General features: G+C 68.5%; 20 protein-coding genes. 10 read left to right on the top strand and 10 right to left on the bottom strand.

Annotation, left to right across the window (positions count from 1 at the left end; all coding sequences use genetic code 11):
• Positions 1-231 precede the first annotated feature (231 nt).
• On the top strand, positions 232-1,473 hold the full coding sequence (locus AB0J95_RS20105; RefSeq protein ID WP_364759982.1) for a DUF349 domain-containing protein: 1,242 nt from the start codon (positions 232-234) through the stop codon (positions 1,471-1,473).
• Between the two features lie 92 nt (positions 1,474-1,565).
• Here AB0J95_RS20105 and AB0J95_RS20100 read toward each other — a convergent pair whose 3' ends face one another.
• The 3 genes from AB0J95_RS20100 to miaB form a co-directional block, all read right to left on the bottom strand.
• Positions 1,566-3,563: a peptidase M6 gene (locus AB0J95_RS20100; protein WP_364759484.1), complete on the bottom strand. Its 1,998-nt coding sequence runs from the start codon at positions 3,561-3,563 to the stop codon at positions 1,566-1,568.
• 165 nt (positions 3,564-3,728) lie between these two features.
• On the bottom strand, positions 3,729-4,217 hold the full coding sequence (locus AB0J95_RS20095; RefSeq protein ID WP_364759481.1) for a hypothetical protein: 489 nt from the start codon (positions 4,215-4,217) through the stop codon (positions 3,729-3,731).
• On the bottom strand, positions 4,214-5,719 hold the full coding sequence (miaB, locus tag AB0J95_RS20090; RefSeq protein WP_364759478.1) for a tRNA (N6-isopentenyl adenosine(37)-C2)-methylthiotransferase MiaB: 1,506 nt from the start codon (positions 5,717-5,719) through the stop codon (positions 4,214-4,216). Before miaB ends, AB0J95_RS20095 begins: the two co-directional genes overlap by 4 nt.
• Positions 5,720-5,784: 65 nt before the next feature.
• Between miaB and AB0J95_RS20085 the strand changes: the two genes are divergently transcribed.
• Positions 5,785-6,717, top strand: a complete 933-nt coding sequence (locus tag AB0J95_RS20085; protein WP_364759475.1) for a TAXI family TRAP transporter solute-binding subunit — start codon at positions 5,785-5,787, stop codon at positions 6,715-6,717.
• On the opposite strand, the gene AB0J95_RS20080 is transcribed toward AB0J95_RS20085, so the two are convergent.
• Together AB0J95_RS20080 and AB0J95_RS20075 are read right to left on the bottom strand one after the other, a co-directional pair.
• Positions 6,714-8,111: a HAMP domain-containing sensor histidine kinase gene (locus AB0J95_RS20080; protein ID WP_364759472.1), complete on the bottom strand. Its 1,398-nt coding sequence runs from the start codon at positions 8,109-8,111 to the stop codon at positions 6,714-6,716. The genes AB0J95_RS20085 and AB0J95_RS20080 overlap by 4 nt on opposite strands.
• Before the next feature lie 3 nt (positions 8,112-8,114).
• On the bottom strand, positions 8,115-8,780 hold the full coding sequence (locus AB0J95_RS20075) for a response regulator transcription factor (protein ID WP_364759979.1): 666 nt from the start codon (positions 8,778-8,780) through the stop codon (positions 8,115-8,117).
• A 160-nt stretch (positions 8,781-8,940) separates the two neighbouring features.
• Between AB0J95_RS20075 and AB0J95_RS20070 the strand changes: the two genes are divergently transcribed.
• From AB0J95_RS20070 to AB0J95_RS20055, 4 genes are all read left to right on the top strand, one after another.
• Positions 8,941-9,669 (top strand): amino acid ABC transporter ATP-binding protein, encoded by a 729-nt coding sequence (locus AB0J95_RS20070; protein WP_364759976.1) that lies wholly within the window; start codon positions 8,941-8,943, stop codon positions 9,667-9,669.
• Positions 9,670-9,718: 49 nt separating this feature from the next.
• Positions 9,719-10,600, top strand: coding sequence for a glutamate ABC transporter substrate-binding protein (locus AB0J95_RS20065; RefSeq protein ID WP_364759469.1), 882 nt, complete (start codon positions 9,719-9,721; stop codon positions 10,598-10,600).
• Between the two features lie 66 nt (positions 10,601-10,666).
• On the top strand, positions 10,667-11,347 hold the full coding sequence (locus tag AB0J95_RS20060) for an amino acid ABC transporter permease (RefSeq protein ID WP_364759466.1): 681 nt from the start codon (positions 10,667-10,669) through the stop codon (positions 11,345-11,347).
• Positions 11,344-12,255, top strand: a complete 912-nt coding sequence (locus AB0J95_RS20055) for an amino acid ABC transporter permease (protein WP_364759463.1) — start codon at positions 11,344-11,346, stop codon at positions 12,253-12,255. The genes AB0J95_RS20060 and AB0J95_RS20055 overlap by 4 nt, the downstream gene beginning before the upstream one ends.
• Positions 12,256-12,307: 52 nt before the next feature.
• Here the strand turns inward: AB0J95_RS20055 and AB0J95_RS20050 are convergent, their stop codons facing one another.
• The 5 genes from AB0J95_RS20050 to AB0J95_RS20030 form a co-directional block, all read right to left on the bottom strand.
• On the bottom strand, positions 12,308-13,534 hold the full coding sequence (locus tag AB0J95_RS20050; RefSeq protein ID WP_364759460.1) for an exonuclease domain-containing protein: 1,227 nt from the start codon (positions 13,532-13,534) through the stop codon (positions 12,308-12,310).
• Between the two features lie 174 nt (positions 13,535-13,708).
• Positions 13,709-14,464 (bottom strand): succinate dehydrogenase/fumarate reductase iron-sulfur subunit, encoded by a 756-nt coding sequence (locus AB0J95_RS20045; RefSeq protein ID WP_364759457.1) that lies wholly within the window; start codon positions 14,462-14,464, stop codon positions 13,709-13,711.
• A 1-nt stretch (position 14,465) separates the two neighbouring features.
• Positions 14,466-16,382, bottom strand: a complete 1,917-nt coding sequence (locus AB0J95_RS20040) for a fumarate reductase/succinate dehydrogenase flavoprotein subunit (protein ID WP_364759454.1) — start codon at positions 16,380-16,382, stop codon at positions 14,466-14,468.
• A gap of 13 nt (positions 16,383-16,395) precedes the next feature.
• On the bottom strand, positions 16,396-17,193 hold the full coding sequence (locus AB0J95_RS20035; RefSeq protein WP_364759451.1) for a hypothetical protein: 798 nt from the start codon (positions 17,191-17,193) through the stop codon (positions 16,396-16,398).
• A 34-nt stretch (positions 17,194-17,227) separates the two neighbouring features.
• Entirely contained in the window at positions 17,228-17,512 is a 285-nt protein-coding gene (locus AB0J95_RS20030; RefSeq protein WP_364759448.1) for a hypothetical protein, read from the bottom strand.
• Positions 17,513-17,835: 323 nt separating this feature from the next.
• Between AB0J95_RS20030 and AB0J95_RS20025 the strand changes: the two genes are divergently transcribed.
• From AB0J95_RS20025 to AB0J95_RS20010, 4 genes are all read left to right on the top strand, one after another.
• Positions 17,836-19,095: a GGDEF domain-containing protein gene (locus AB0J95_RS20025; protein ID WP_364759445.1), complete on the top strand. Its 1,260-nt coding sequence runs from the start codon at positions 17,836-17,838 to the stop codon at positions 19,093-19,095.
• A gap of 564 nt (positions 19,096-19,659) precedes the next feature.
• The gene (edd, locus tag AB0J95_RS20020) at positions 19,660-21,498 is read left to right on the top strand and encodes a phosphogluconate dehydratase (RefSeq protein ID WP_364759442.1); all 1,839 of its coding nucleotides are present in this window, start codon (positions 19,660-19,662) and stop codon (positions 21,496-21,498) included.
• 32 nt (positions 21,499-21,530) lie between these two features.
• Positions 21,531-22,157: a bifunctional 4-hydroxy-2-oxoglutarate aldolase/2-dehydro-3-deoxy-phosphogluconate aldolase gene (gene eda, locus AB0J95_RS20015; RefSeq protein WP_364759439.1), complete on the top strand. Its 627-nt coding sequence runs from the start codon at positions 21,531-21,533 to the stop codon at positions 22,155-22,157.
• A 45-nt stretch (positions 22,158-22,202) separates the two neighbouring features.
• Positions 22,203-22,802 carry a DUF4291 domain-containing protein gene (locus tag AB0J95_RS20010; RefSeq protein ID WP_364759436.1) on the top strand — a complete coding sequence of 200 codons (600 nt, stop codon included), beginning with the start codon at positions 22,203-22,205 and terminating at the stop codon, positions 22,800-22,802.
• Positions 22,803-22,855: the final 53 nt, after the last annotated feature.

The following is a 22,855-nucleotide window of genomic DNA, read 5'->3' as shown; positions in this document are numbered from 1 at the left end:
CACGGCGGCCGGATTCCACGTTGCCAGGCCCCGGTCAACGGGGCGCCCGTGGGAGGCGCGGGCACGCAGGTCGAGGAGGAGCCGGTGATGACGGACGAGGTAACAACCGCGGGCGCGGAGGCCGAATCGGTGGTTGCGACGGACGGCGCGGTGGGGGTGGAAGACCCCGCAGAGGGTCAGAATGCCACTGCCGCCGAGTCCGCTCCCGAACCGGAGAAGCAGCAGCAGCTGATGGCACCGGCACCCGTTCCGGTCGCGTCGGGCGACCCGGGCCGGTGGGGCCGGGTGGACGCGGAGGGCACGGTCTTCGTCAAGACCGAGGAGGGCGAGCGCTCGGTCGGCTCGTGGCAGGCGGGTGAACCCGAGGAGGGGCTCGCCCACTACGCGCGCCGGTTCGACGACATCCGCACCGAGGTGGAGCTGCTCGAGGCCCGGATCATCTCCGGCGCAGGCGACCCCAAGCAGTCGCTGACCAGCGCCAAGCACATCAAGGAGTCGCTGGTCGAGGCGGCCGTCGTCGGCGACCTCGCCGCGTTGCACGCGCGGGTCGACTACGTCCTGGCACACGCCAAGCAGGCCATCGAGGCCGCCAAGGTGGCGCGCGAGGCGGCCCGGGCCGGGTCGGTGGCCCGCAAGCAGGAGCTGGCCGAGGAGGCCGAGAAGATCGCCGCCGAGTCCACCCAGTGGAAGGCCGCGGGCGACCGGCTGCGGGCGATCCTGGACGAGTGGAAGACCATCCGCGGGGTGGACCGCAAGACCGACGAGCAGCTGTGGCGCCGGTTCTCCAAGGCGCGCGACACGTTCAACCGCCGGCGCGGCTCGCACTTCGCCGACCTCGACCGGCAGCGCTCCACGGCCAAGGCCCGCAAGCAGGAGCTGGTCGACGAGGCCGAGCAGCTGTCCGAGTCCGACGACTGGGGTACCACCGCCGGCCGGTACAAGCAGCTGATGATCGAGTGGAAGGCCGCGGGCCGCGCGCCCAAGGACTCCGACGACGCGCTGTGGCAGCGGTTCCGCGCGGCCCAGGACAAGTTCTTCTCGCGGCGCTCGGCGGCGTTCAACGAGCGCGACGCCGAGTTCCACGACAACGCCAAGGCCAAGGAGGAGCTGCTGGCCGAGGCGGAGAAGATCAACGTCTCCGACCTCGACTCGGCCCGGTCGCACCTGCACAAGATCCAGGAGCGCTGGGAGTCGATCGGCAAGGTCCCGCGCGAGCGGGTGCGCGAGCTCGAGGGCAAGCTGCGGGCGGTCGAGGAGAAGGTCCGCAACGCCGCCGACCAGCAGTGGCGCCGCACCGACCCGGAGGCCCAGGCCCGCGCCGCGCAGTTCCGCGAGCGGGTCGAGGAGTTCGAGTCCAAGGCCGCCAAGGCCCGCGCCGCCGGCGACAACCGGCGCGCGGAGCAGGCCGAGGCCCAGGCCGCGCAGTGGCGCGAGTGGCTGGCCGCCGCCGAACAGGCCGTCGCCACCAGGTAGGTGTCTTCCAGAGAAGGGGCCTCCCACTCGGATCGGGGAGGCCCCTTCTGCTGTCTGGCGATGTGCCCGCAGGGGCCTGCGGTCACCTCAAATCACGGGACGGTGTTGAGCACTGAGAGCGCGCATGTGGCCGTGCTCGTGGCGGTTGAGTTGCTTTCCGACTTGGCGGTCAGGGTGACCGTCGCCTGACGGGCGCCGTTCGTGCCGCGGACCGCGTTGACCGGGACGGTGACCGTGGTGCCGTTCTTCGCGGTCACGATCTCCGAGGGCAGCTGGACGGTCCAGCCGGTGCCCGCCACCGTCGCGCTCAGCCGGTACACGTCGGAGTTGACGTAGTCCTGCACGCTCTCCGGGTGACCGTTGGTGAACGGCTTGACCTGACCGGTGTTGGTCAGCGGGAACTGACACGTCGCCGCCTCGGCCGGGATCCGGCCCACCGGGTTGCCCTGGCCGAGGGCAACGCCGCGGGTGTGCGGGCCGGAGCCGTCCAGCGACCGCACGGCGAGCTTGTACGACAACACGCCCTTGGCGTCCCGGATCATGTCGATGACGTAGAAGTGCAGCCGGTTGGCCGTGTCCTCGAACTCGTACTTGCTGCCCGAGCCGGTGCCCGCGTGGAACAGGGCGTCGGCCAGTTGACGGTAGTCGCCGACGGTCATGTACTGCTTGGTGCCGTCGGGGCGGACGAAGTCGACCGTGTTGATGTTCTCCGGGTGCGCGTCGGTGACCCACACGAACGGGGTCGCGTCGGCGTTCTTCGTCTTGGACAGCAACACACCCGAGTCGGGGGTGAACGAGTCCGCGCCGATCCGGTCGACGACCTCGACGGTGTAGTTGTTGTAGCCACCGCCGTCGCACAACGGGTCCGTCTGGGTGTTGCACGCGGGTGAGCGGTCGCGGTTCATCGCGATGTTCGCGCCCACCAGACCGGTCCGCCCGGCCGGGGCCATCGGGATCTCGCGGGCCGTCACTTGAAGCACGACAAGTCCGGACGTGGCAAGGGCTTCCCGCGACAGACGCAGCACATTCGCCTCGTCCACCACGCCGAGCTTCACCTTGTCCCGCAGAGTGTGTTGCACGCCAACGGATCCACCCTGGGTCGCGGGGATCTCGTAGCGCGTGTGCGGGCCACCCGGACCGTTGAACGTGCCACGGTCCAACATGGACCACGGACCGGCACCCGCGCGCCGAGCCGGGACGCTGTAAGGGTTGTTGTAGTTGTCCGCGATGCCGAAAACATGGCTCAGCTCATGGGAGAACGTGCCCAAGCCCGAGCTTTCCGCCTGTGTGGTGGAGTTCCCGCTCGCGTTCGGCCAGTGGTTGGCCGCGGCCTGCCACGTTGTCCATGGCACGTAACGGGTTTTGGCGCAGCGCGGCTTGGCCGGGTCGGGGCCGCCGAACTCGGGCGGGATCGAGTCGCAGTTGGCGAACTTCATCTCGCCGAACTCCTGCCACGTGGACGACTCGTCGTTGCCCGCGGTCTGGTAGAAGATCACGTCGTACTTCGAGGCCACATCCTGGCCCTGCTCGGCGCGCCACAACCCACCGAGATCCGTGCGCAGGCTGCGGTTGCACTGGTCGCCGGTCGGGCAGCTGCCCGCGGCCTGGTCCCACTCGTTGAACCCGTACTCGTGCTTCTTGCCAGGTAACCGGTACACACCGAACGAGTCGAGGGTGACGCCGATCCGGCCGCCGGTGGTCTCCATCCAGTAGCCGTGCATCGTCAGGTTGTGGTTGGCCGGCTGGGGTTTGTTGAGGAAGTCGCGGTAGTAGGCGGCGACCTGGCTGCGGTCCAGCTGGAGGTCCGAGCGCGGGTTGGCGTAGATGTCGCTGTTGCGCGGGCGGGTGATGGCGAACTGCTCGTTCGGGTAGTCGCCGAGGACGAGCGCGGCCTTGATGGTGCGCGTCGAGCCCTTGCGGGCGGGGTCGGACCAGTCGATGTCCGGGACCCGCTTGAGGTCGTCCCAGGTCATCGCGTCCGGGTTCTCCCAGTTCTGCGGGTCGACCGGGGCCATCAGCTGCTGCAGGCTCGGCCACGGTCTGTCCGCGGCCGCCGCGGGCGCCGCCGCGAGCGCCACCCCGACAGCCACGGAGATCGTTAACGAAAGCAAACGGCGGTGCGAAGGGGACATGACATTCCTTCCGGGAGCAGGGAAAGAACCGCCTTGTCCAGCGAGCGTATGAGGGCGCCGTGAGAAGGATCAATCGGCCGAAAGTCGGGCGTTCCCGGCAGTCACGGTCCTAGTGGACCGGGTTCACTCGGCGGCGGGCCGGGCGTTCCGGTCGACCTTGGGGTCGGGACGCGACCACGCGGTGCGGAACCAGCACGTGGCGATCACGACCATGGCCACCTCCGCGAGCACCAGGCCGATGCCGGGCGAGCCGTCGGAGGACTGCCGCGACCAGATCGCGAGCACCCCGTCCACGCAGGCGAACCAGCCGCCCAGCGCGCAGATCCAGGTCATCCCCCACCGCCGGGTGGCCAGCGCGATCATCGACGCCAGCACACCGAACCCGGACGCTGTCGCGGCGAACAGCCGGGGCACCATGCCCGCCTTGCCCTCGACCCGGCCGAGCAGCACTTCCCACCCGCCCGCGCCGTGCACCCACGGCAGCAGCAGGCCGATCAGCAGCACCAGCACGGCCACCGCGATCACCACGGCCCGGCCGCCGAGGTCGACCGTCCGGATGGCCTTGCGCTCCACCGCGTCGATCTGGTCGCGCAGGTGGTCGACGTCCGTCATCGGACCGCACATCCTTCGTCTTGTGGCAGGGGTTCGGGTTTGCCGAAGCCCGGCAGGCCGAGGCTGATGCCGTTGGTCTTCGGCCGCAGGCCCGCCTCGGAGTTGTCGCCCGCGCGGGTGCGGCGGTGCGAGACCAGCTCGCCGTCGGCGACGAGGTGGTGGGGCGCGGCGTAGGTGACGACGGTGTGCACCACGTCTCCGGGCCGCACGGTGACATTCCGGCCCCCTGCGGGGTCTCCCACCCCCACCGCGGCCGCTCCGGGCGTGAAATGCACCAGGCGGCCGTCACGTGCCCGGCCGCTCATCCGGCGCGTGTCGGCGTCCTTACGGCCCTCTCCGGTGGACACCAGCACCTCGATGGTCCGGCCGAGCAGCTCCTTGTTCAGCTCCCAGGAGATGTCCTCCTGCAGCGCCACGAGCCGGTCGTAGCGCTCCTGCACGACCTGCTTGGGCACCTGGAGGTCCATGTCGGCCGCGGGCGTGCCCGGGCGCTTGGAGTACTGGAACGTGAACGCCTGGGAGAACCGGGCCTGGCGCACGACGTCCAGCGTGGCCTGGAAGTCCTCCTCGGTCTCGCCGGGGAAGCCGACGATGATGTCGGTGGTCAGCGCGGCGTCCGGCATCGCGGCCCGGACCTTCTCGATGATGCCGAGGTAGCGCTCGGACCGGTAGGACCGGCGCATCGCCTTGAGCACCTTGTCGGAGCCGGACTGCAGCGGCATGTGCAGCTGGTGGCACACGTTCGGGGTCTCGGCCATCGCGGCGATCACGTCGTCGGTGAAGTCCTTGGGGTGCGGCGAGGTGAACCGCACGCGCTCCAGGCCGTCGATCTGCCCGCAGGAGCGCAGCAGCTTGCCGAACGCGAGCCGGTCGCCGAACTCCACGCCGTAGGAGTTCACGTTCTGCCCGAGCAGCGTCACCTCGAGCACGCCCTCGTCCACCAGGGCCTGCACCTCGGCGAGCACCTCGCCGGGGCGGCGGTCCTTCTCCTTGCCGCGCAACGAGGGCACGATGCAGAACGTGCAGGTGTTGTTGCAGCCCACCGAGATCGATACCCACCCGGAGTAGGCCGAGTCGCGCCGCGCGGGCAGCGACGAGGGGAACACCTCGAGCGACTCCAGGATCTCCACCTGCGCGGCCTCGTTGTGCCGCGCCCGGTCCAGCAACGTCGGCAACGACCCGATGTTGTGCGTCCCGAACACCACATCGACCCACGGCGCGCGCCGGACGATCTCGCCCTTGTCCTTCTGCGCGAGGCAGCCACCCACCGCGATCTGCATGCCCGGGTGCGACTTCTTGACCGGCAGCAGGTGCCCCAGGTTGCCGTACAGCTTGTTGTCGGCGTTCTCCCGCACCGCGCAGGTGTTCAGCACCATCAGATCAGGCGTGTCGTCACCTGCCGCGGCGGTGTACCCGGCGTCTTCGAGCATGCCGGCCAACCGCTCGGAGTCGTGCACGTTCATCTGGCAACCGAACGTGCGGATCTGGTAGCTGCGGGTCACACTCGCTCCTCGAAACGCTGGCTTCGCGTACCCAGGGTAGGCCCACCGTCTGGCACCATCGTCACGTGTCACGGAAAATCGCCGCGCTGGTGGCGCTGGTGCTGGTACTCGCGGCGTGCACCAACCCGACCGCGGGCCTGCGGCTGACCATCGCGACCGGCCTGCCGGGCGGCGTCTACAACAGCCTGGGCACGGCCCTGGCCAAGGAGTGGGCGGCGCAGACCGGCATCGCGCAGCCGACCGTGCTGGAGACCAACGGCTCCGGCGAGAACCTGATCAAGCTGCGCACCGGTCAGGCGAACGTGACGATCTGCGCGGCCGACCTGGCCACCGAGGAGATCAGCAACCAGGGCCTGCACTCGCCGCGCGCGCTCGCCCGGATCTACGACGACTACTTCCACATCGTGGTGCGCGACGAGGCACCGATCCAGCACCTGCACGACCTGGCCGGCAAGCGGGTGGCGATCGGCGCGAAGAACTCGGGGGTCGAGTTCATCGCCGGGCACCTGCTGAAACTACCCGGTCAGGGGTTCGAGGCCGACCCTCCGCGCACGGTCAACATGAACCTCGTGCAGTCCCGCGAGGCGCTGCTCAGCGGCCAGATCGACGCGTTCTTCTGGTCCGGCGGGCTGCCCACCCGCGACATCGCCCAGCTGGCGCAGGCGATCCCGTTGCGGCTGGTGGACATGTCCGAAGTGATGACCGAGATCCGCGCCGAGTACCGGTACTACAGCGCGGCCACGATCCCGGTGACCACCTACCGCCTGCGCAACAGCTCACCGGTGACCACACTGGTGGTGGCCAACCTGCTGCTGGTCACCGACGAGATGCCCGCCGCCGCGGCCAAAGTCCTGACGCAGGGCATCTTCGAGTCGCAGAAGGACCTTGCCTCGGTCAACACCGCCGCGAACTCCATCGACATCCGTTCCGCCGTGGAGACCCAGCCCGTCCCGTTGCACGAGGGCGCCTTGGAGTACTACCGCGACGAAAAGGCCTAGCTCTGCGGCAGATCGATCGTCACCCGGAGGCCGCCGCCCTCCGGGAGGTCGAGGCCGACGCCGCCGCCGGAGCGTTCGGCGAGCCTGCGCACAATGGACAGTCCGAGCCCGGAGCCGGTGATGTTCTGGTGCGCGGTGCTGCGCCAGAACCGGTCCGTGGCCCGGTCCAGTTCCTCGGGCTGCAGGCCCGGTCCGTGGTCGCGCACCGCCACCCGGACTCGTTTGTCTACAATGGACACTTCGATCGTGATGTCCGTGCCCGATGCGGTGAACTTCAACGCGTTGTCCAGCAACGCGTCCAACATGAGCTCCACACCTCCGGGTGGTGCCAGCGCGGTCACCGGCTCGGATGGCGTAGTCAGCACCAGCCGGACCTGGCCGAAATCCGCCACCGCCTCCCAGTCGGTCACCCGCGTCGACACCGCGGCCACCACGTCGACCGGCACGAGCTCGCCGCCCATGCCCTCGGCCCGCGCCATGGACAGCAGGTCGTCGACGATCTGGCCGAGCCGGTCGGCCTCGGCCATCGCGGCGGCGTGGTGCTCCGCCTCCTCCGCGTCGACGTGCCCCTCCAGGTTGCCCAGCCGCAACCGCAACGCGGTGAGCGGGTTCCGCAGCTGGTGCGAGGCGTCCGCGACGAACGCGCGCTGCGCGGCCAGCGTGTCGCTCACGCTCGCCGCCATCTGGTCGAACGACCGGCTCAGGTGCCGCAGCTCGGACGGCCCGTGCCCGTCGTCGACCGGCGGCACCGGGCGGCCCATCATCACGCTCGCGACCAGTCCCCCGGTCGCCTCGTCCAACCGGCGGACCGGCCGCAGCGTCCAGCTCACGATCGGCAACGCGACCAGCACGGCCAGGCTCAGCGCCGCCATCCCGCCGACCAGGATCACCACCCACCACAGCACCACCTCGGCCATGGCGTTGTCCGTGGGTGACACCGTTACGACAGCGCCACGCACCGTGCCATCGGCCAGAACCGGCTCGGCGATGACGAGCTTGCTGGTGTCCCAGGGCAGCAGGAAGCTCTTCGGCGACGAGTGCTTGCCGGCCAGCGCCTCGGTCAGCTCCGGCTCCACCGGCGCCGAGTGCCCGTCGAACGGTGGCTTCCGGTTGTCCAGGCTGGAGGTGGCGATCACGTTCCGGTCGGTGTCGAACACGACCGTGTCGATCCCGTACACCGCCCGGTAGCTGGCCAGCTGCTCGGACAACGCCGTCGGCTGGTTCTCCAGCAACGGGCGCTGCGCGAGCGAGGCGTACCGGCTCGTGTCGGTCAGCCGGTCGAGGAACAGCCGCTGCGCCTCCCGCGAGGACACGCTCAGCGCCAGCGGCACGCCCAGGCCGACGACCAGCAGGGCGACCAGGGCGAGCACGATGCCGAGCAGCCGGACCCGCACGGCTCACTCCGGGCGGCCGGCGAGCCGGTAGCCCACCCCGCGGACGGTCTCGACCAGGTCCGGCCGGCCCAGCTTGGTGCGCAGGGTGGCCACGTGCACGTCCAGCGACCGGTTCTCCGCGGCCCCGTTGCGCCCCCAGACCTCGGAGAGCACCTGTTCGCGCCGGACCACCTCGCCGCGCGCCGCCATCACCATCGCCAGCACCTGGAACTCCTTGCGCGACAACCCGACCGGCTTGCCGTCCACGGTGACCTCGTGGCGGCCCACGTCCACCCGCACCCCGGCGAACTCGACCGGCTCGCCCACCGCGCCCTTGTCCGCGCTGCGCCGCCGCACCGCGTGCACCCGCGCCACCAGCTCACCGACGTCGTACGGCTTCACCAGGTAGTCGTCGGCGCCCGCCTGCAACGCCTGGATCCGGTCGTCCACCTCGCCGCGGGCGGACACCACGATCACCGCGACGTCGCTGACCGCCCGGATCTGACGGCAGAGCGTCATCCCGTCGATGTCCGGCAGGCCCAGGTCCAGCAGGATCACGTCGACCTCGCCGACCAGGTCCAGCACCTCCCGCCCGGCCGCCAGCCTGCGGACCGCCAGGCCGCGCTTGACCAGGGCCGGGACCAGCGCGTGGGCGACCCGGTCGTCGTCCTCGACTAGGAGCACCCGCACGCGTGTCCCCTCCAGCATGTGTCATGACCATGTGACAGAGTTGAGACCCTAAGTGTTGCTCAAGGTCGCTGGACTGGTTGAGCCGAGGCCCCTAGGTTTCCGCCAACACCAATGTCCCATTGGGGAGGATTTGATGACCGAGGCCGTCGACGCGCCGCCGATGATCCTGATGAAGGCGGTCGACAAGTTCTTCGGGCCGTTGCATGTCCTCAAGGACATCACCCTGGAGGTTCCCAAGGGACAGGTCGTGGTGGTGCTCGGCCCGTCCGGGTCGGGCAAGTCGACACTGTGCCGCTCGATCAACCGGCTGGAGCCGATCAACTCGGGCGTGATCGAGGTGGACGGCAGGCCGCTGCCCGCCGAGGGCCGCGACCTGGCCAGGTTGCGCGCCGACGTGGGCATGGTGTTCCAGTCGTTCAACCTGTTCGCGCACAAGTCCATCGTGGAGAACGTGTCGCTGGCTCCGGTGAAGGTGCGCAAGACCGGCAAGGACGAGGCCCGCCGCACCGCGATGGAGCTGCTCGAGCGGGTCGGCATCGCCAACCAGGCGGAGAAGTACCCGGCGCAGCTGTCCGGCGGGCAGCAGCAGCGCGCGGCGATCGCGCGGGCGCTGGCGATGCGGCCCAAGGTGATGCTGTTCGACGAGCCGACGTCCGCTTTGGACCCGGAGATGGTCCAGGAAGTACTCGATGTGATGACGAGCCTCGCGAAGGAGGGCATGACGATGCTCGTCGTCACGCACGAGATGGGATTCGCCCGCAGGGCAGCCGATCGGGTGATTTTCATGTCCGATGGCGAGGTCGTCGAGGACTCCACGCCGGACGCGTTCTTCACCGAGCCGAAGTCCAACCGGGCGAAGGACTTCCTTGGCAAGATCCTGACTCACTGATCCCGGCGCTTGGCAGGAGCGCCGCGGAGAATATCGGAGGGAACATCTGATGCGGTTCAGTCGGACCATGCGAGCGGGTGTCGTCGTCACGGCACTGGCGCTGGCTGTCACGGCTTGTGGCGGTAGCAAGAACGGCTCGGGCGCGAGTGGCAGCAGTAGCAGCGGCAGCGCCAGTGCGGGCACCGGCCTGGTGGCCAAGGCCAAGAGCGGCAAGCTCACCATCGGCATCAAGTTCGACCAGCCGGGCCTGGGCCTGAAGACCCCGGACGGCAAGTACACCGGCTTCGACGTCGAGGTCGCCAAGTACGTGGCCAAGCAGCTGGGTGTGGACGAGTCCGGGATCACCTGGAAGGAAGCCCAGTCCGCCGAGCGGGAGAACCTGATCAAGAAGGGTGAGGTCGACTTCATCGTCGCCACCTACTCGATCACCGACAAGCGCAAGAACGACGTGAGCTTCGCCGGCCCGTACTTCGTGGCCCACCAGGACCTGCTGGTGAAGGCGGGCAACACCGACATCACCGGGCCGGAGTCGCTCAACGGCAACAAGAAGCTCTGCTCGGTCAAGGGCTCGACGCCGGCGCAGAAGGTCAAGGACACCTACGCCAAGGAAGTGCAGCTGCAGGAGTTCGGCAAGTACTCCGACTGCATCACGCCGCTGGTCAACGGCGCCCTGGACGCGATGACCACCGACGACATCATCCTGGCCGGCTATGCCTCGCAGCAGGCCGGCAAGCTCAAGCTGGTCGGCAAGGGCTTCTCCGACGAGAAGTACGGCATCGGCCTGAAGAAGGACGACAAGGAGGGCCAGGCCGCGATCAACAAGGCCATCCAGCAGATGCAGTCCAGCGGCGAGTGGAAGAAGGCGCTGGAGTCCACCGTGGGCCCGTCTGGCTACAAGATCCCGGACCCGCCGGCGATCACCGAGCAGTAAACCCTCCTTACGACTCGGGGGCGCCCCGTGCGGGTGCCCCCGATGTCTTTGCCGGCAAGGAGTGCCATGTTTGACTTCCTGAGCAGGTACGACCTGCTCGGCGCCTTCTGGACGACCATAAAGCTGTCGTTCTACGCGGCCATCGGCTCGCTGGTGTGGGGCACGGTCCTGGCGGCCATGCGGGTCAGCCCGGTGCCGATCATGCGCGGGTTCGGCACGGTGTACGTGAACGTCTTCCGCAACACGCCGCTGACCGTGCTGCTGATCTTCTGCTCGATCGGCCTGAACTACACCCTGCAGGTCCAGCTGGCCTCGTCCAGCTCGACCTCCTCGGTGGAGGACAACGGATTCCGGTTCGCCCTGCTCGGGCTGATCGTGTACACCTCGACGTTCGTCTGCGAGTCGATACGCTCGGGCATCAACACCGTGCCGGTCGGCCAGGCCGAGGCGGCGCGTGCGCTGGGCCTGACGTTCATCCAGGTGCTGCGGATCATCGTGCTGCCGCAGGCGTTCCGGTCGGTGATCTCGCCGCTGACCAGCGTGCTGATCGCGCTGATCAAGAACACCACGGTGGCGGCGGTCATCGGGGTCGGCGAGGCGGCGCTGCTGATGTCGGAGATGGTGGAGAACGAGTCCGACTCGCTGCTGCTGGTCTTCCTCGTGTTCGCGATCGGCTTCGTGATCCTGACCCTGCCGCTGGGCCTGTTCCTCGGCTGGGTCGCCAAGAAGGCTGAGGTCAAGCGATGAGCGCCGCCCCGTCCGTCCTCTACGACGCCCCCGGGCCGCGCGGCCGGACCCGCAACGCCATCATCGGCGCGATCTTCATCATCGTGCTGCTGTGGATCGCCTACCTTGTCTACAGTGGATTCGACGAGAAGGGCCAGTGGGCCGGCGCGCTGTGGGAGCCGTTCCTGCGGTGGTCGACCTGGAGCGAGTTCGTCCTCCCCGGCCTGGCCAACACCCTGAAGGCGGCCGCCCTCGCGATCGTGATCGCCCTGCCGATCGGGGCCCTGCTGGGCATCGGGCGGCTTTCGGAGCACGCGTGGATCAGGGTGCCGGCCGGTGTGATCGTGGAGTTCTTCCGAGCCATCCCGGTGCTGCTGCTCATGGTGTTCGCGGCCGAGCTGTACGCCGGCTACACGGACATCGACGCGACGATCCGGCCGTTGTTCGCGGCGGTCACAGGTCTCGTGCTGTACAACGGTTCCGTCCTGGCCGAGGTGTTCCGCGCGGGCATCAACGCGTTGCCGCGGGGCCAGAACGAGGCCGCGAAGGCCCTGGGCATGCGCAAGACCCAGGTGATGGCGAACGTGCTGCTGCCGCAGGCGGTCACGCTGATGCTGCCCGCGATCGTCAGCCAGCTCGTGGTGGTCCTGAAGGACACCGCCCTGGCCGGCCAGCTCACCGTCCACTACGACGAGCTGATCCGCACCTCCGGCGGCATCACCGGCAACTTCGCGAACACCATCCCGACCCTGATCGTCACGGCGACGATCTACATCGTGCTGAACCTGCTGCTGAGCCTGCTGGCCAACAAGCTGGAACAGCGCCTCTCCCGCCGCAACCGCCCCGCCAAGGGCGTCAAGGCCGACAAGGTCCAGAAGGTCGCCGTCCACATCGGAACGGACGCCGACACCGGCCGCGCCGACGCCTGAGCAGTCCACAAGGAAACCCCGGCCAGGCTCATCTGGCCGGGGTTTCCTTGTGTCACATCCCGCCGAGCACCCGCAGAAACGCCTCCTCACCCACCACGGGGACACCCAGGGCACGAGCGTTCTTCGCCTTGCCGGACAGCGAGTCCGGGTCCGCGGCGACCAGGACGCTGGTCTTCGCGCTGACCGACGACATCACGCGCAGGCCGACCGAGACGGCCTGCTGCTGGATCTCCGCGCGGTCGCGCCGCATGGTGCCGGTGAGCACGATCTTGTCGCCCGGACGGAGGATCAGGCCGCCAACGGCCACTGTGGTGGCGGTCCGGCTGGCGATCCCCTCCTCGTCGAGGATGCGAGCGGCGATGTCCGCGTCGAGGCCGAGCAGAGCGGCGACGGCGCCGACATCGGCGCGTTCATCGTCGGTCACCACGCCGTCGGCCCATGCCGCACGGGCGAGTTCACGCAGATAGGTGTGGTGCACGTTGATCGCGTCGGCCCGGCACAGACCCAGTTGCCCGGCCACGTCGATCAGGCCGTCCGCCTCGGTGACCGAGATGTCCCGGTCGAGCAATGCCTTGTCCAGCAAGGAGAAGTAGGCGTCGACGAGCGGCTCCTCGTCCCGCGGCAGCCGTTCGACCATCCTGGCCAGGAAGTGCGGTTCGACGTGGTCGGCGGCCGACCGCTGAACCGGCGCGACCACGCCACACGGAAGGGCCGGCCACTGCCATCGCGCGGCTTCGAGGTGCTCGCCGGTCAGGGCGACAGCACCGGGACGGTGCCGCAGGATGTGCCCGAGCAGTGCGGCGGCGGCCATGGCGTCGTCTCGTGCGGTGTGCCAGCGCAGGCCGCGAAGCCCGACCGCGGCGCAACAGTCCACGAGCGACCGTCCGGCCCCGGGAATCGCCGCGCCCGCGGCGCGCATCGTGCACAGACCGGCATTCGCCTCGAACGGCGTCTCAATACCCAACCGGGCGAACTCGGCCCGCAGGTGCATGGCGTCGAACGACCAGTTGTGCGCGACGACCACCCGGCCGCGCAACCGTTCCACCACGTCACCGGCGATGTCGCCGAACCGGGGGGCACGGCGCACCTCGGCCGCCCTGATCCGGTGAATCGCCTGCGGCCCGAGGTCACGGTCCGGGTTCACCAGCGTCGACCACTCCCCCGTTACTCGCCCGACCGGGTCGAGGTGGATGATCGCGATCTCCGCGATCCGGTGGTGGAACCCAGTGAGCAGCCCGGTCGTCTCGGTGTCGACGACCGCATATCCCAACCCTGTCACAGCCGCGAACCCTTCTCGCTCCACGAAAGTCGTGCCTGCCAGGTCGGGGGCGCGGACGCGGCGTTACACCGAGATCAAGACGTCATCTGGCGGTTCGCTCGATCGGGCGAACCTGACGGCACGGAGAAGGCCCGCTGTCCACGTGGGACAACGGGCCTCTCCTACCAGCGTGCGTCAGGCCTTGTTGCGCCTGAACAGTTTGTTGCCGAGCCAGACGACCGGGTCGTACTTGCGGTCGGCGACCCGTTCCTTCATCGGGATCAGCGCGTTGTCGGTGATCTTGATGTGCTCGGGGCAGACCTCGGTGCAGCACTTGGTGATGTTGCAGTAGCCGAGGCCGTGCTCCTCCTGCGCGACGTCGCGGCGGTCTGCGGTGTCGAGCGGGTGCATCTCCAGCTCCGCCACCCGCATGAGGAACCGGGGGCCGGAGAAGGCCTCCTTGTTCTCCTCGTGGTCACGGATGACGTGGCAGGTGTTCTGGCACAGGAAGCACTCGATGCACTTGCGGAACTCCTGCGAGCGCTCGACGTCCACCTGCTGCATCCGGTACTCGCCCGGCTTGAGGTCCGCGGGCGGCGTGAACGACTGGACCTCGCGGGCCTTGGTGTAGTTGAACGACACGTCGGTCACCAGGTCGCGGATCACCGGGAACGTCCGCATCGGCGTGACCGTGATGACCTCGTCCTCGGTGAACGTGGACATCCGGGTCATGCACAGCAGTCTCGGCATGCCGTTGATCTCGGCCGAGCAGGAGCCGCACTTGCCCGCCTTGCAGTTCCAGCGGACGGCCAGGTCCGGCGCCTGGGTGGCCTGCAGGCGGTGGATGATGTCGAGGACGACCTCACCCTCGTTCACCTCGATGGTGTAGTCGCGCAGCTCGCCGGACTCGTCGTCACCCCGCCACACCCGGAATTGGGCTTTGTATGCCATGTCAGGCTTTCCTTCCCGGGTGCGCGGCGAGTTCCTCGTCGGTGTAGTACTTCTCCAGCTCGCCGATCTCGAAGAGCTCGAACAGCTCCTCGCGCATCGCCAGTTGCGGCTGCTCGACCACGTCGATGCCCGGCACGACGTCGTCGCCGTCGGCCACCGAGCAGACGAGCAGCTTGTTGCGCCAGTTGGAGTTCATCGCCGGGTGGTCGTCGCGGGTGTGCCCGCCGCGGCTCTCCTCGCGCAGCAGCGCGGCCTTGGCGACGCACTCGCTGACCAGCAGCATGTTGCGCAGGTCGATGGCCAGGTGCCAGCCCGGGTTGAACTGCCGGTGCCCCTCGACGACCACGTTGCGGATCCGCTGCTTGAGCTCGGCCAGCTTCTCCAGCGCCTGCTGGATCTCACCGGCCTTGCGGATGATGCCGACCAGGTCGTTCATCGACTGCTGCATCTCGCTGTGCAGCGTGTACGGGTTCTCCTCGACGCCGTTGCCGGTCGGGTCGAACGGCGCCACCGCCATCTTGGCCGCGTTGTCCACATCGGACTGCGCGACCGCCGGGCGGCCCTCGCCGAGGCCCTCGACGTAGTCCGCGGCGCCCATGCCCGCGCGCCGGCCGAACACCAGCAGGTCGGACAGGGAGTTGCCGCCCAGCCGGTTGGAGCCGTGCATGCCGCCGGCCACCTCACCGGCCGCGAACAGGCCGGGCACCTTGGCCGCCCCGGTGTCCGGGTCGACCTCGACGCCGCCCATCACGTAGTGGCAGGTCGGCCCGACCTCCATCGGCTCGGCGGTGATGTCCACATCGGCCAGTTCCTTGAACTGGTGGTGCATGGACGGCAGCCGCCTGCGGATCTCCTCGGCCGGCATCCGGCTGGAGATGTCCAGGAACACGCCGCCGTGCGGTGATCCGCGGCCCGCCTTGACCTCGGAGTTGATCGCGCGCGCGACCTCGTCGCGGGGCAGCAGGTCAGGGGTGCGCCGGTTGCCGTCCGGGTCGGTGTACCAGCGGTCGGCCTCTTCCTCGTTGTCGGCGTACTTGTCCTTGAACACCTCGGGGATGTAGTCGAACATGAAGCGCTTGCCCTCGGAGTTGCGCAGCACGCCGCCGTCACCACGGACGCCCTCGGTGACCAGGATCCCCTTCACACTCGGCGGCCACACCATGCCGGTCGGGTGGAACTGGATGAACTCCATGTTGATCAGGGTCGCCCCCGCGCGCAGGGCCAGCGCGTGGCCGTCCCCGGTGTACTCCCAGGAGTTCGACGTGACCTTGAAGGACTTGCCGATGCCGCCGGTGGCCAGCACCACGGCGGGCGTCTCGAACAGGATGAACCGGCCGGACTCGCGCCAGTAGCCGAACGCGCCGGAGATCCTGCCGTCCTCCTTGAGCAGCTCGGTGACGGTGCACTCGGCGAAGACCTTGATCCGCGCCTCGTAGTCGCCGTGCTCCTTGAGGTCCTCCTGCTGCAGCGACACGATCTTCTGCTGCAGCGTGCGGATCAGCTCGAGGCCGGTCCGGTCGCCGACGTGCGCCAGCCGCGGGTACTCGTGGCCGCCGAAGTTGCGCTGCGAGATCCGGCCGTCCTTGGTGCGGTCGAACAGCGCGCCGTAGGTCTCCAGCTCCCAGACGCGGTCCGGGGCCTCCTTGGCGTGCAGCTCGGCCATCCGCCAGTTGTTCAGGAACTTCCCGCCGCGCATGGTGTCGCGGAAGTGCACCTGCCAGTTGTCGTTGCTGTTGACGTTGCCCATCGCGGCCGCGACGCCGCCCTCGGCCATCACGGTGTGGGCCTTGCCGAACAGGGACTTGCAGACCACGGCGGTGCGCAGACCGCGCTGCCGGGCCTCGATGGCGGCTCGCAGGCCGGCGCCGCCGGCCCCGATCACGACGACGTCGTACGTGTGCCGCTCGACCTGGGTCATGAATTCCTCTTTCTCACACGAAGCGCAGGTCGGAGATGGCCCCGCTGGCAACGAGCATCACGTACAGATCGGTCACCACGAGGGTGGCCAGGGTGGTCCAGGCAAGCTGCATGTGCCGGGTGTTCAACTTGGACACCCAGGTCCAGAACTTGTACCGGACAGGGTGGGCGGAGAAGTGCTTCAGCCTGCCGCCGGCGATGTGCCGGCAGGAGTGGCAGGACAGCGTGTACGCCCAGAGCAGGATCACGTTCCCGGCGAGGATCACGTTGCCCAGGCCGAAGCCGAACCCGCCCTCGGGCGAGTGGAACGCCACGATCGCGTCGTAGGTGTTGATCACCGACACGAGCGCCGCGACGTAGAAGAAGTACCTGTGGACGTTCTGCAGGATCAGCGGGAACTTCGTCTCACCGGAGTACTTCCCGTGCGGCTCGGCCACCGCGCAGGCGGTCGGCGACTGCCAGATCGAGCGGTAGTACGCCTTGCGGTAGTAGTAGCAGGTGAGCCGGAAGCCCAGCAGGAACGGCAGGGCCAGGAAGCCCATCGGGATCCAGCCGGGCAGCTCACCGAACCACGCGCCGAAGTGCGTGGAGCCCGGCGCGCACGACTCGCTCACGCACGGGGAGAAGAACGGCGAGAGGTAGTGGTAGTCGTTCACCCAGTACGACACCCCGGAGAACGCCCGGATGGTCGCGTAAACGACGAACGTCGCCAGGCCGAGCGTGGTGAGCAGCGGTGAGAGCCACCACCGGTCGGAGCGCAGCGTGCGCTCGGCGATCCGCGCCCGGCCCGGCGCGCTGATACCTGCGGTCATCTGTCCTCAGTTCGGGTTTGACTTCTTTGTCGGGCTAATCATCGTGCCGGACGTACTCGTCATCCGCGCCGCGCCACATCTCGCGGTCGTAAGGGGTGTCAGGCACCACGACCACCTCATGCTCCGACACGGCCGGTTTGCGCGGTGAGGGGGCCTCCGGCTCGGTGCGGAAGTCGGCGGTGTCGATGTCCAGCCGCTCCACGTCGTTGACCAGCCTGCGCACCGCGGGGATGTCGCCGTACTGGGCGCGCAGCTCCCCTACACACTGCTTGACCTGCCCGATTGCGCGCTGTAGCGCCGCGACCTCAGTCATCGACATAACCGGCTCCTTCACCTACGCCAGCGTGTGGTGGTGACGCCGTCTCCACCCCTGGTGACGTGCGTCTCGCCGCCGACTGTGCCGCGCCGGTGACCTTGTGACAAGTACCACAAGCCATGATCCGGCCTGTGAGCGGCCCAACACCCCAGCGCCTCGCGGTGAATCGATTTCTGTGGCAGATCTCACGGGATGCTCTGTTCGAGTGAAGGAAGCGCGCTGGGCCCGAGCCGGGTGCCGGTGACGCGTAGCGTGGCGCTGCACGTGCGGATGCACGTGTGGGGAGCTTCGGAGGTTGGGTACGGCCCTGCAGAGGGGCATGGGGGATGCCGGACAACAGACGGAGACGGGTACGCCGCCTAGCGGACGTCCGCCCGGCCGGGGTCGCGTTCTTCTGGTTGGTGCTGGCGGGAGCGGCCGGTGCGGTGGTCGCGGCGGCCTGCCGCCAGCCGGTGGGCTGGGCTGACTGGGGACGCGCGGCGGTGCTGGCCGCGGCCGCGATGACGCACGCCGAAGCGGCCAGGAACGTGGAACGCCAGCGCTGGAGCAAGGACGCGGTGGCGCATGTCGACCTGAACTCCACGTGGACCTTCGCGGCGGCCCTGGTGTTGCCGCTGCCGTTGACCACCGCGTTGATCGTGCTGATCTACACGCACGTGTGGCTCCGGGTGCACAGAACGCCGCCGTTCCAGCGGATCTTCAACATCGCGATGTACGTCGTGGCGGCGACGGCGGCGCGCACGGTGTTCTACCTCAGTGGCACGGGTCCGGTGACGGACAGACTGGCGACCGTGGCAGGCGTGTTGTCGGTCCTGGCGGCCGCGGCATGTCACGTAACGGTGAACATCCTGATGCTCACGACCTGGCTGGGAGTGGCCCGCCTGACCGACAACCCGTTGCGCGCGACCTTGGGCCGCCCGGCGGACAACGCGGTGGAGATCGCGACGATCTGCCTGGCGGTGTTCATAGCCCTTGCGGCCCAGGCGAACCCGGCACTGGTGTTCGTCGGCCTCCCCCTCGTCCTGCTCCTGCACAGGAACGAACTGGTCCACCAACTCCAGGAAGTGGCCCGCACGGACACCAAAACGGGGCTGTTGAACGCAACCGCGTGGACGGACCTGGCCAGGGACGAGATAGGCAGAGCACCAAGACGCGGCATAGCGGTGGGCGTGCTGCTGATGGACCTCGACCTGTTCAAGAAGATCAACGACACCTACGGCCACCTGGCCGGCGACGACGTCCTGCGCCACCTCGCAACGACATTCCGCGCGGAGGTAAGGACATCCGACGCGGTGGGGAGGTTCGGCGGCGAGGAGTTCGTGGTACTGCTGCCGGACACAACGGTGGCGCAGATGACGACGATCGCCGACCGGATCAGGCAGAAGGTGGAGACCCTGACGGTGATAGCGGGATCGGAGTCGACAGCCCAACGGATCGCCGGGCTGTCGGTGTCGATCGGTGCGGCGGCATTCCCAGTGCACGGCCAGGACCTGGACCAGCTGATGGAAGCCGCCGACAAAGCCCTGTACCGAGCCAAAAGCAACGGCCGCAACCAAACCCAGCTAGCCACTCCCCTCCCCGTCTGACCCACCCAACCAGCCACCCCCTCCCCGCCTGACCACACCCATCCCCACCAATCCCATCCCCACCAATCCCCGCTCCACCCCTTCCCACCTCACCCCAAGCCCATCCCTCTCCACCCCACCGATCTCCACCCACCGATCCCCCGCTCCACCAATCCCCCGCTCCTCCACCCTTCCCACCTCACCCCAAGCCCATCCCTCTCCACCCCACCGATCTCCACCCACCGATCCCTGTTCGCCCTTCCCACCTCATCCAGCCGATCCCCGCCCCACCAATCCCCGCCCCACCCAGCGCTTACCTCGCCGATGCGGCGGCCATGCGCGTGCGACGGCGAGCCGGGCTCGCGCGGGATGTGGTGGGCGCGACCTGCGGATGAGTGCTGTAGGTAACTGGATCGATACTGAATTCGTCCGTTCGCGGGGTGCCAGATGTCTTGGAAACACCCCTGATTCACCCCCAGTTTTTCTGTATCGATTTTGATGTGGGGGCCGTGATCGGTAGGTTGATGCTCGTCACCACCGTGTGCGACGTCAGCGTTGCCGTCATCACCACATCGGGAGGCCGCAGTGCACACGAAGCTCCACCGCGTCATCGCCGACGTCACTCAGCGTATTGTCGAGCGCAGCGCGGTCGGTCGACAGGCGTACCTCAACCGGGTCCGTGGGATGGCGACGTCGGGGCCTGCGCGGGCCGGGATGGCCTGCAGCAACCTCGCGCACGGCTTCGCGGCCTGCGAGGGATCGGACCGCCTCGCCGTGCGCGGTCTGGTGAAGCCGGGCGTGGCGATCGTTTCGTCGTACAACGACCTGCTGTCCGCACATCAGCCGCTGGACGAGTACCCGGAGTGGCTCAAGGAGTCCGTGCGCGAGGCTGGGGGTGTCGCGCAGTTCGCCGGTGGGGTACCCGCGATGTGCGACGGGATCACCCAGGGCCGCGCGGGGATGGAGCTGTCGCTGTTCAGCCGCGAAGTCATCGCGATGGCGACCGGGATCGCGTTGTCCCATGAGATGTTCGACGCCACCCTGCTGCTCGGGGTGTGCGACAAGATCGTGCCGGGGCTGCTGATCGGCGCGCTGGCGTTCGGGCACCTGCCCGCGATCCTGGTTCCGGCCGGGCCGATGACGTCCGGCCTGCCGAACAAGGAGAAGGCCCGCATCCGTCAGCTGTTCGCCGAGGGCCGCGCCACCCGCGAGGAGCTGCTGGCCGCGGAGTCGGCGTCGTACCACGGCCCGGGGACCTGCACGTTCTACGGCACTGCCAACTCCAACCAGCTCGTCGTCGAGGTCATGGGCCTGCACCTGCCCGGCGCCAGCTTCGTGCACCCGCACACCCCGTTGCGTCGCGCGCTGACCGAAGAGGCGGGCCGCCAGGTTGTCCGGCTGACACAACAACAAGGGCACTACACGCCGATCTCGGAAGTGATCGACGAACGGTCCATCGTCAATGGCGTGGTGGCGTTGCTGGCGACCGGTGGATCGACGAACCACACGCTGCATCTGCCCGCGATCGCCGCAGCGGCGGGAATTCAGCTGACGTGGGACGACTTCTCAGATCTGTCCGCGGTAGTGCCGCTGATGGCCCGCGTGTACCCCAACGGTTCCGCTGACATCAACCACTTCCACGCGGCGGGCGGGGTGCAGTTCCTGGTGTCGGAACTGCTCGACGCCGGTCTGCTGCACCGCGATGTGCGCACGGTCGCCGGCGGCGGCCTCGACCTGTACCGGCAGGAACCCGTGCTGGAGGACGGAAAGATCGTCTGGCGCGACGGGCCGACGAGCAGCCTGGACACCGACGTGCTGCGCGGTGTGGAGGATGCGTTCGAGCCCGAAGGCGGCCTGCGGATGCTGTCCGGCAACCTCGGCCGTTCGGTGATCAAGGTGTGCGCGGTGCAGCATTCGGACTGGGTCGTCGAGGCGCCCGCGCGAGTTTTCGGCAGCCAAGAAGAGCTTTCCGCCGCGTTCCGCAACGGCGAGCTGAACCGCGATGTCGTCGTGGTCGTACGCAACCAAGGGCCGCGCGCCAACGGAATGCCCGAACTGCACGGCCTGACTCCGGCTCTGGGCGCGTTGATGGACCACGGGCACAAGGTCGCGCTGATCACCGACGGCCGGATGTCCGGCGCGTCCGGCAAGGTCCCCGCCGCGATCCAGGTGACACCGGAGGCAGTGGCCGGCGGTCCGCTCGCCCGGCTGCAGGACGGCGACATCATCCGTCTCGACGCCGAGCAGGGCACGCTGGATGTCCTCGTCTCGCCCGAAGAGCTCGCCGGTAGGTCCATTGTGGATCCGCCGTCGACGCCGTGGGAGGGGACCGGGCGCGAGCTGTTCGCCGCGTTGCGCAACGCTGTCGGGCCGGCCGACCGGGGCGCTACCGTGTTCGGCGACAAGAGCTGGGAAATGGTGTGACCGCGGGCAGCGGCACTCAGTTGGGAGATGGCGTGACCACCGGTTCCGAACTGCTCACCTTGTCGCCGGTGATCCCGGTTGTCGTCGTCGACGACCCGGGCGACGCGGCACCGCTCGCGGAAGCGTTGCTGGCGGGCGGCATCAAGGTGATCGAGCTGACCCTGCGGACCCCGGCGGCGCTTGAGGCGATCGCGAACGTGCACAAGTCGGTGCCGGACATCGTCCTCGGCGCAGGGACGGTCACTTCGCCCGCCCAGGCGGCTCAGGCCGCGGAAGCCGGAGCGTCGTTCCTCGTCACGCCCGGCACCACCGACGCTGTGCTGGATGCCTGCCAGGTCACCGGTCTGCCATTCCTGCCCGGGGCGAGCACGGTGTCGGAGATGATGCGGCTCGCCGAGCGCGGGTTGACCGCGTTGAAGTTCTTCCCCGCCGAGGCCGCTGGTGGCGCGGACTTCCTCAAGTCCGTTTCCGGTCCGTTGCCCGAGCTGCGATTCTGCCCGACTGGCGGCATCAACCTGGCGAACGCGCCGCAGTACCTCGGCCTGCCGAACGTCAAGTGCGTGGGCGGGTCGTGGCTGACACCGAAGGATGCGTTGGCAGCCAAGGACTTTGGCCGCATCGAGGCGCTCGCCAAGGAGGCGTCCGCGCTGACGGCCTAGTTATTGGGTTGTCGCGCCTGGGATCTGGCGATCACACTGTGCCGCGTGGTTCCAGTCAGACAGATCCGCGCGGTGTACACAGAGGACACCGTCACTGTGTACCAGGCGTACAACCCAACGCTGGGCGTGTATGCCGCTGCTCACGGGCGCTTCCCGGACACCTACAACCGTGACCGGATGACGTGGATCAAGCCCTCTTTCCTGTGGATGATGTACCGGTCCGGCTGGGCGACGAAGCAACGGCAGGAACGCGTCCTGGCGATCGAGATCACCCGGTCCGGCCTGGAGTGGGCGCTGGTCAACGCCGCTTTGAGCCACTACCAGCCGGATGTCCACGCGTCGCGTGGAGATTGGGCCGCCACGCTGCGAAAGCCGGTGCGCGTCCAGTGGGATCCGGAGCGGTCGCTGACCATGCGGCCGTTGGAGTACCGGTCGCTGCAGGTCGGGCTGTCCGGTGAGGCGGTGAACCGGTATGCGGATTCGTGGATCGTGGGCATTACCGACGTAACCGGTCTGGCGCACCGGATCCACGGCCTGGTTCAGGCGGGCGACCTCACCAAAGCGGAGGCTCTGCTGCCCCCGGAACGGCCTTACCCACTACCAGCCGGGATCGCGCGCACCCTCCGCGCCGAGACCACCGATTAGCCTCGGGGCATTGCCGGACCGCGCTTTGCGTATGTGGGTCCCTGGATCCGTCG

Origin of the sequence: Actinocrispum sp. NPDC049592 (genome assembly GCF_040675465.1) — a bacterium.
Lineage (GTDB): Bacteria > Actinomycetota > Actinomycetes > Mycobacteriales > Pseudonocardiaceae > Kibdelosporangium.
Note: the sequence above shows the minus strand (reverse complement) of the source record. Positions and strands in the feature narration are given on the sequence as shown.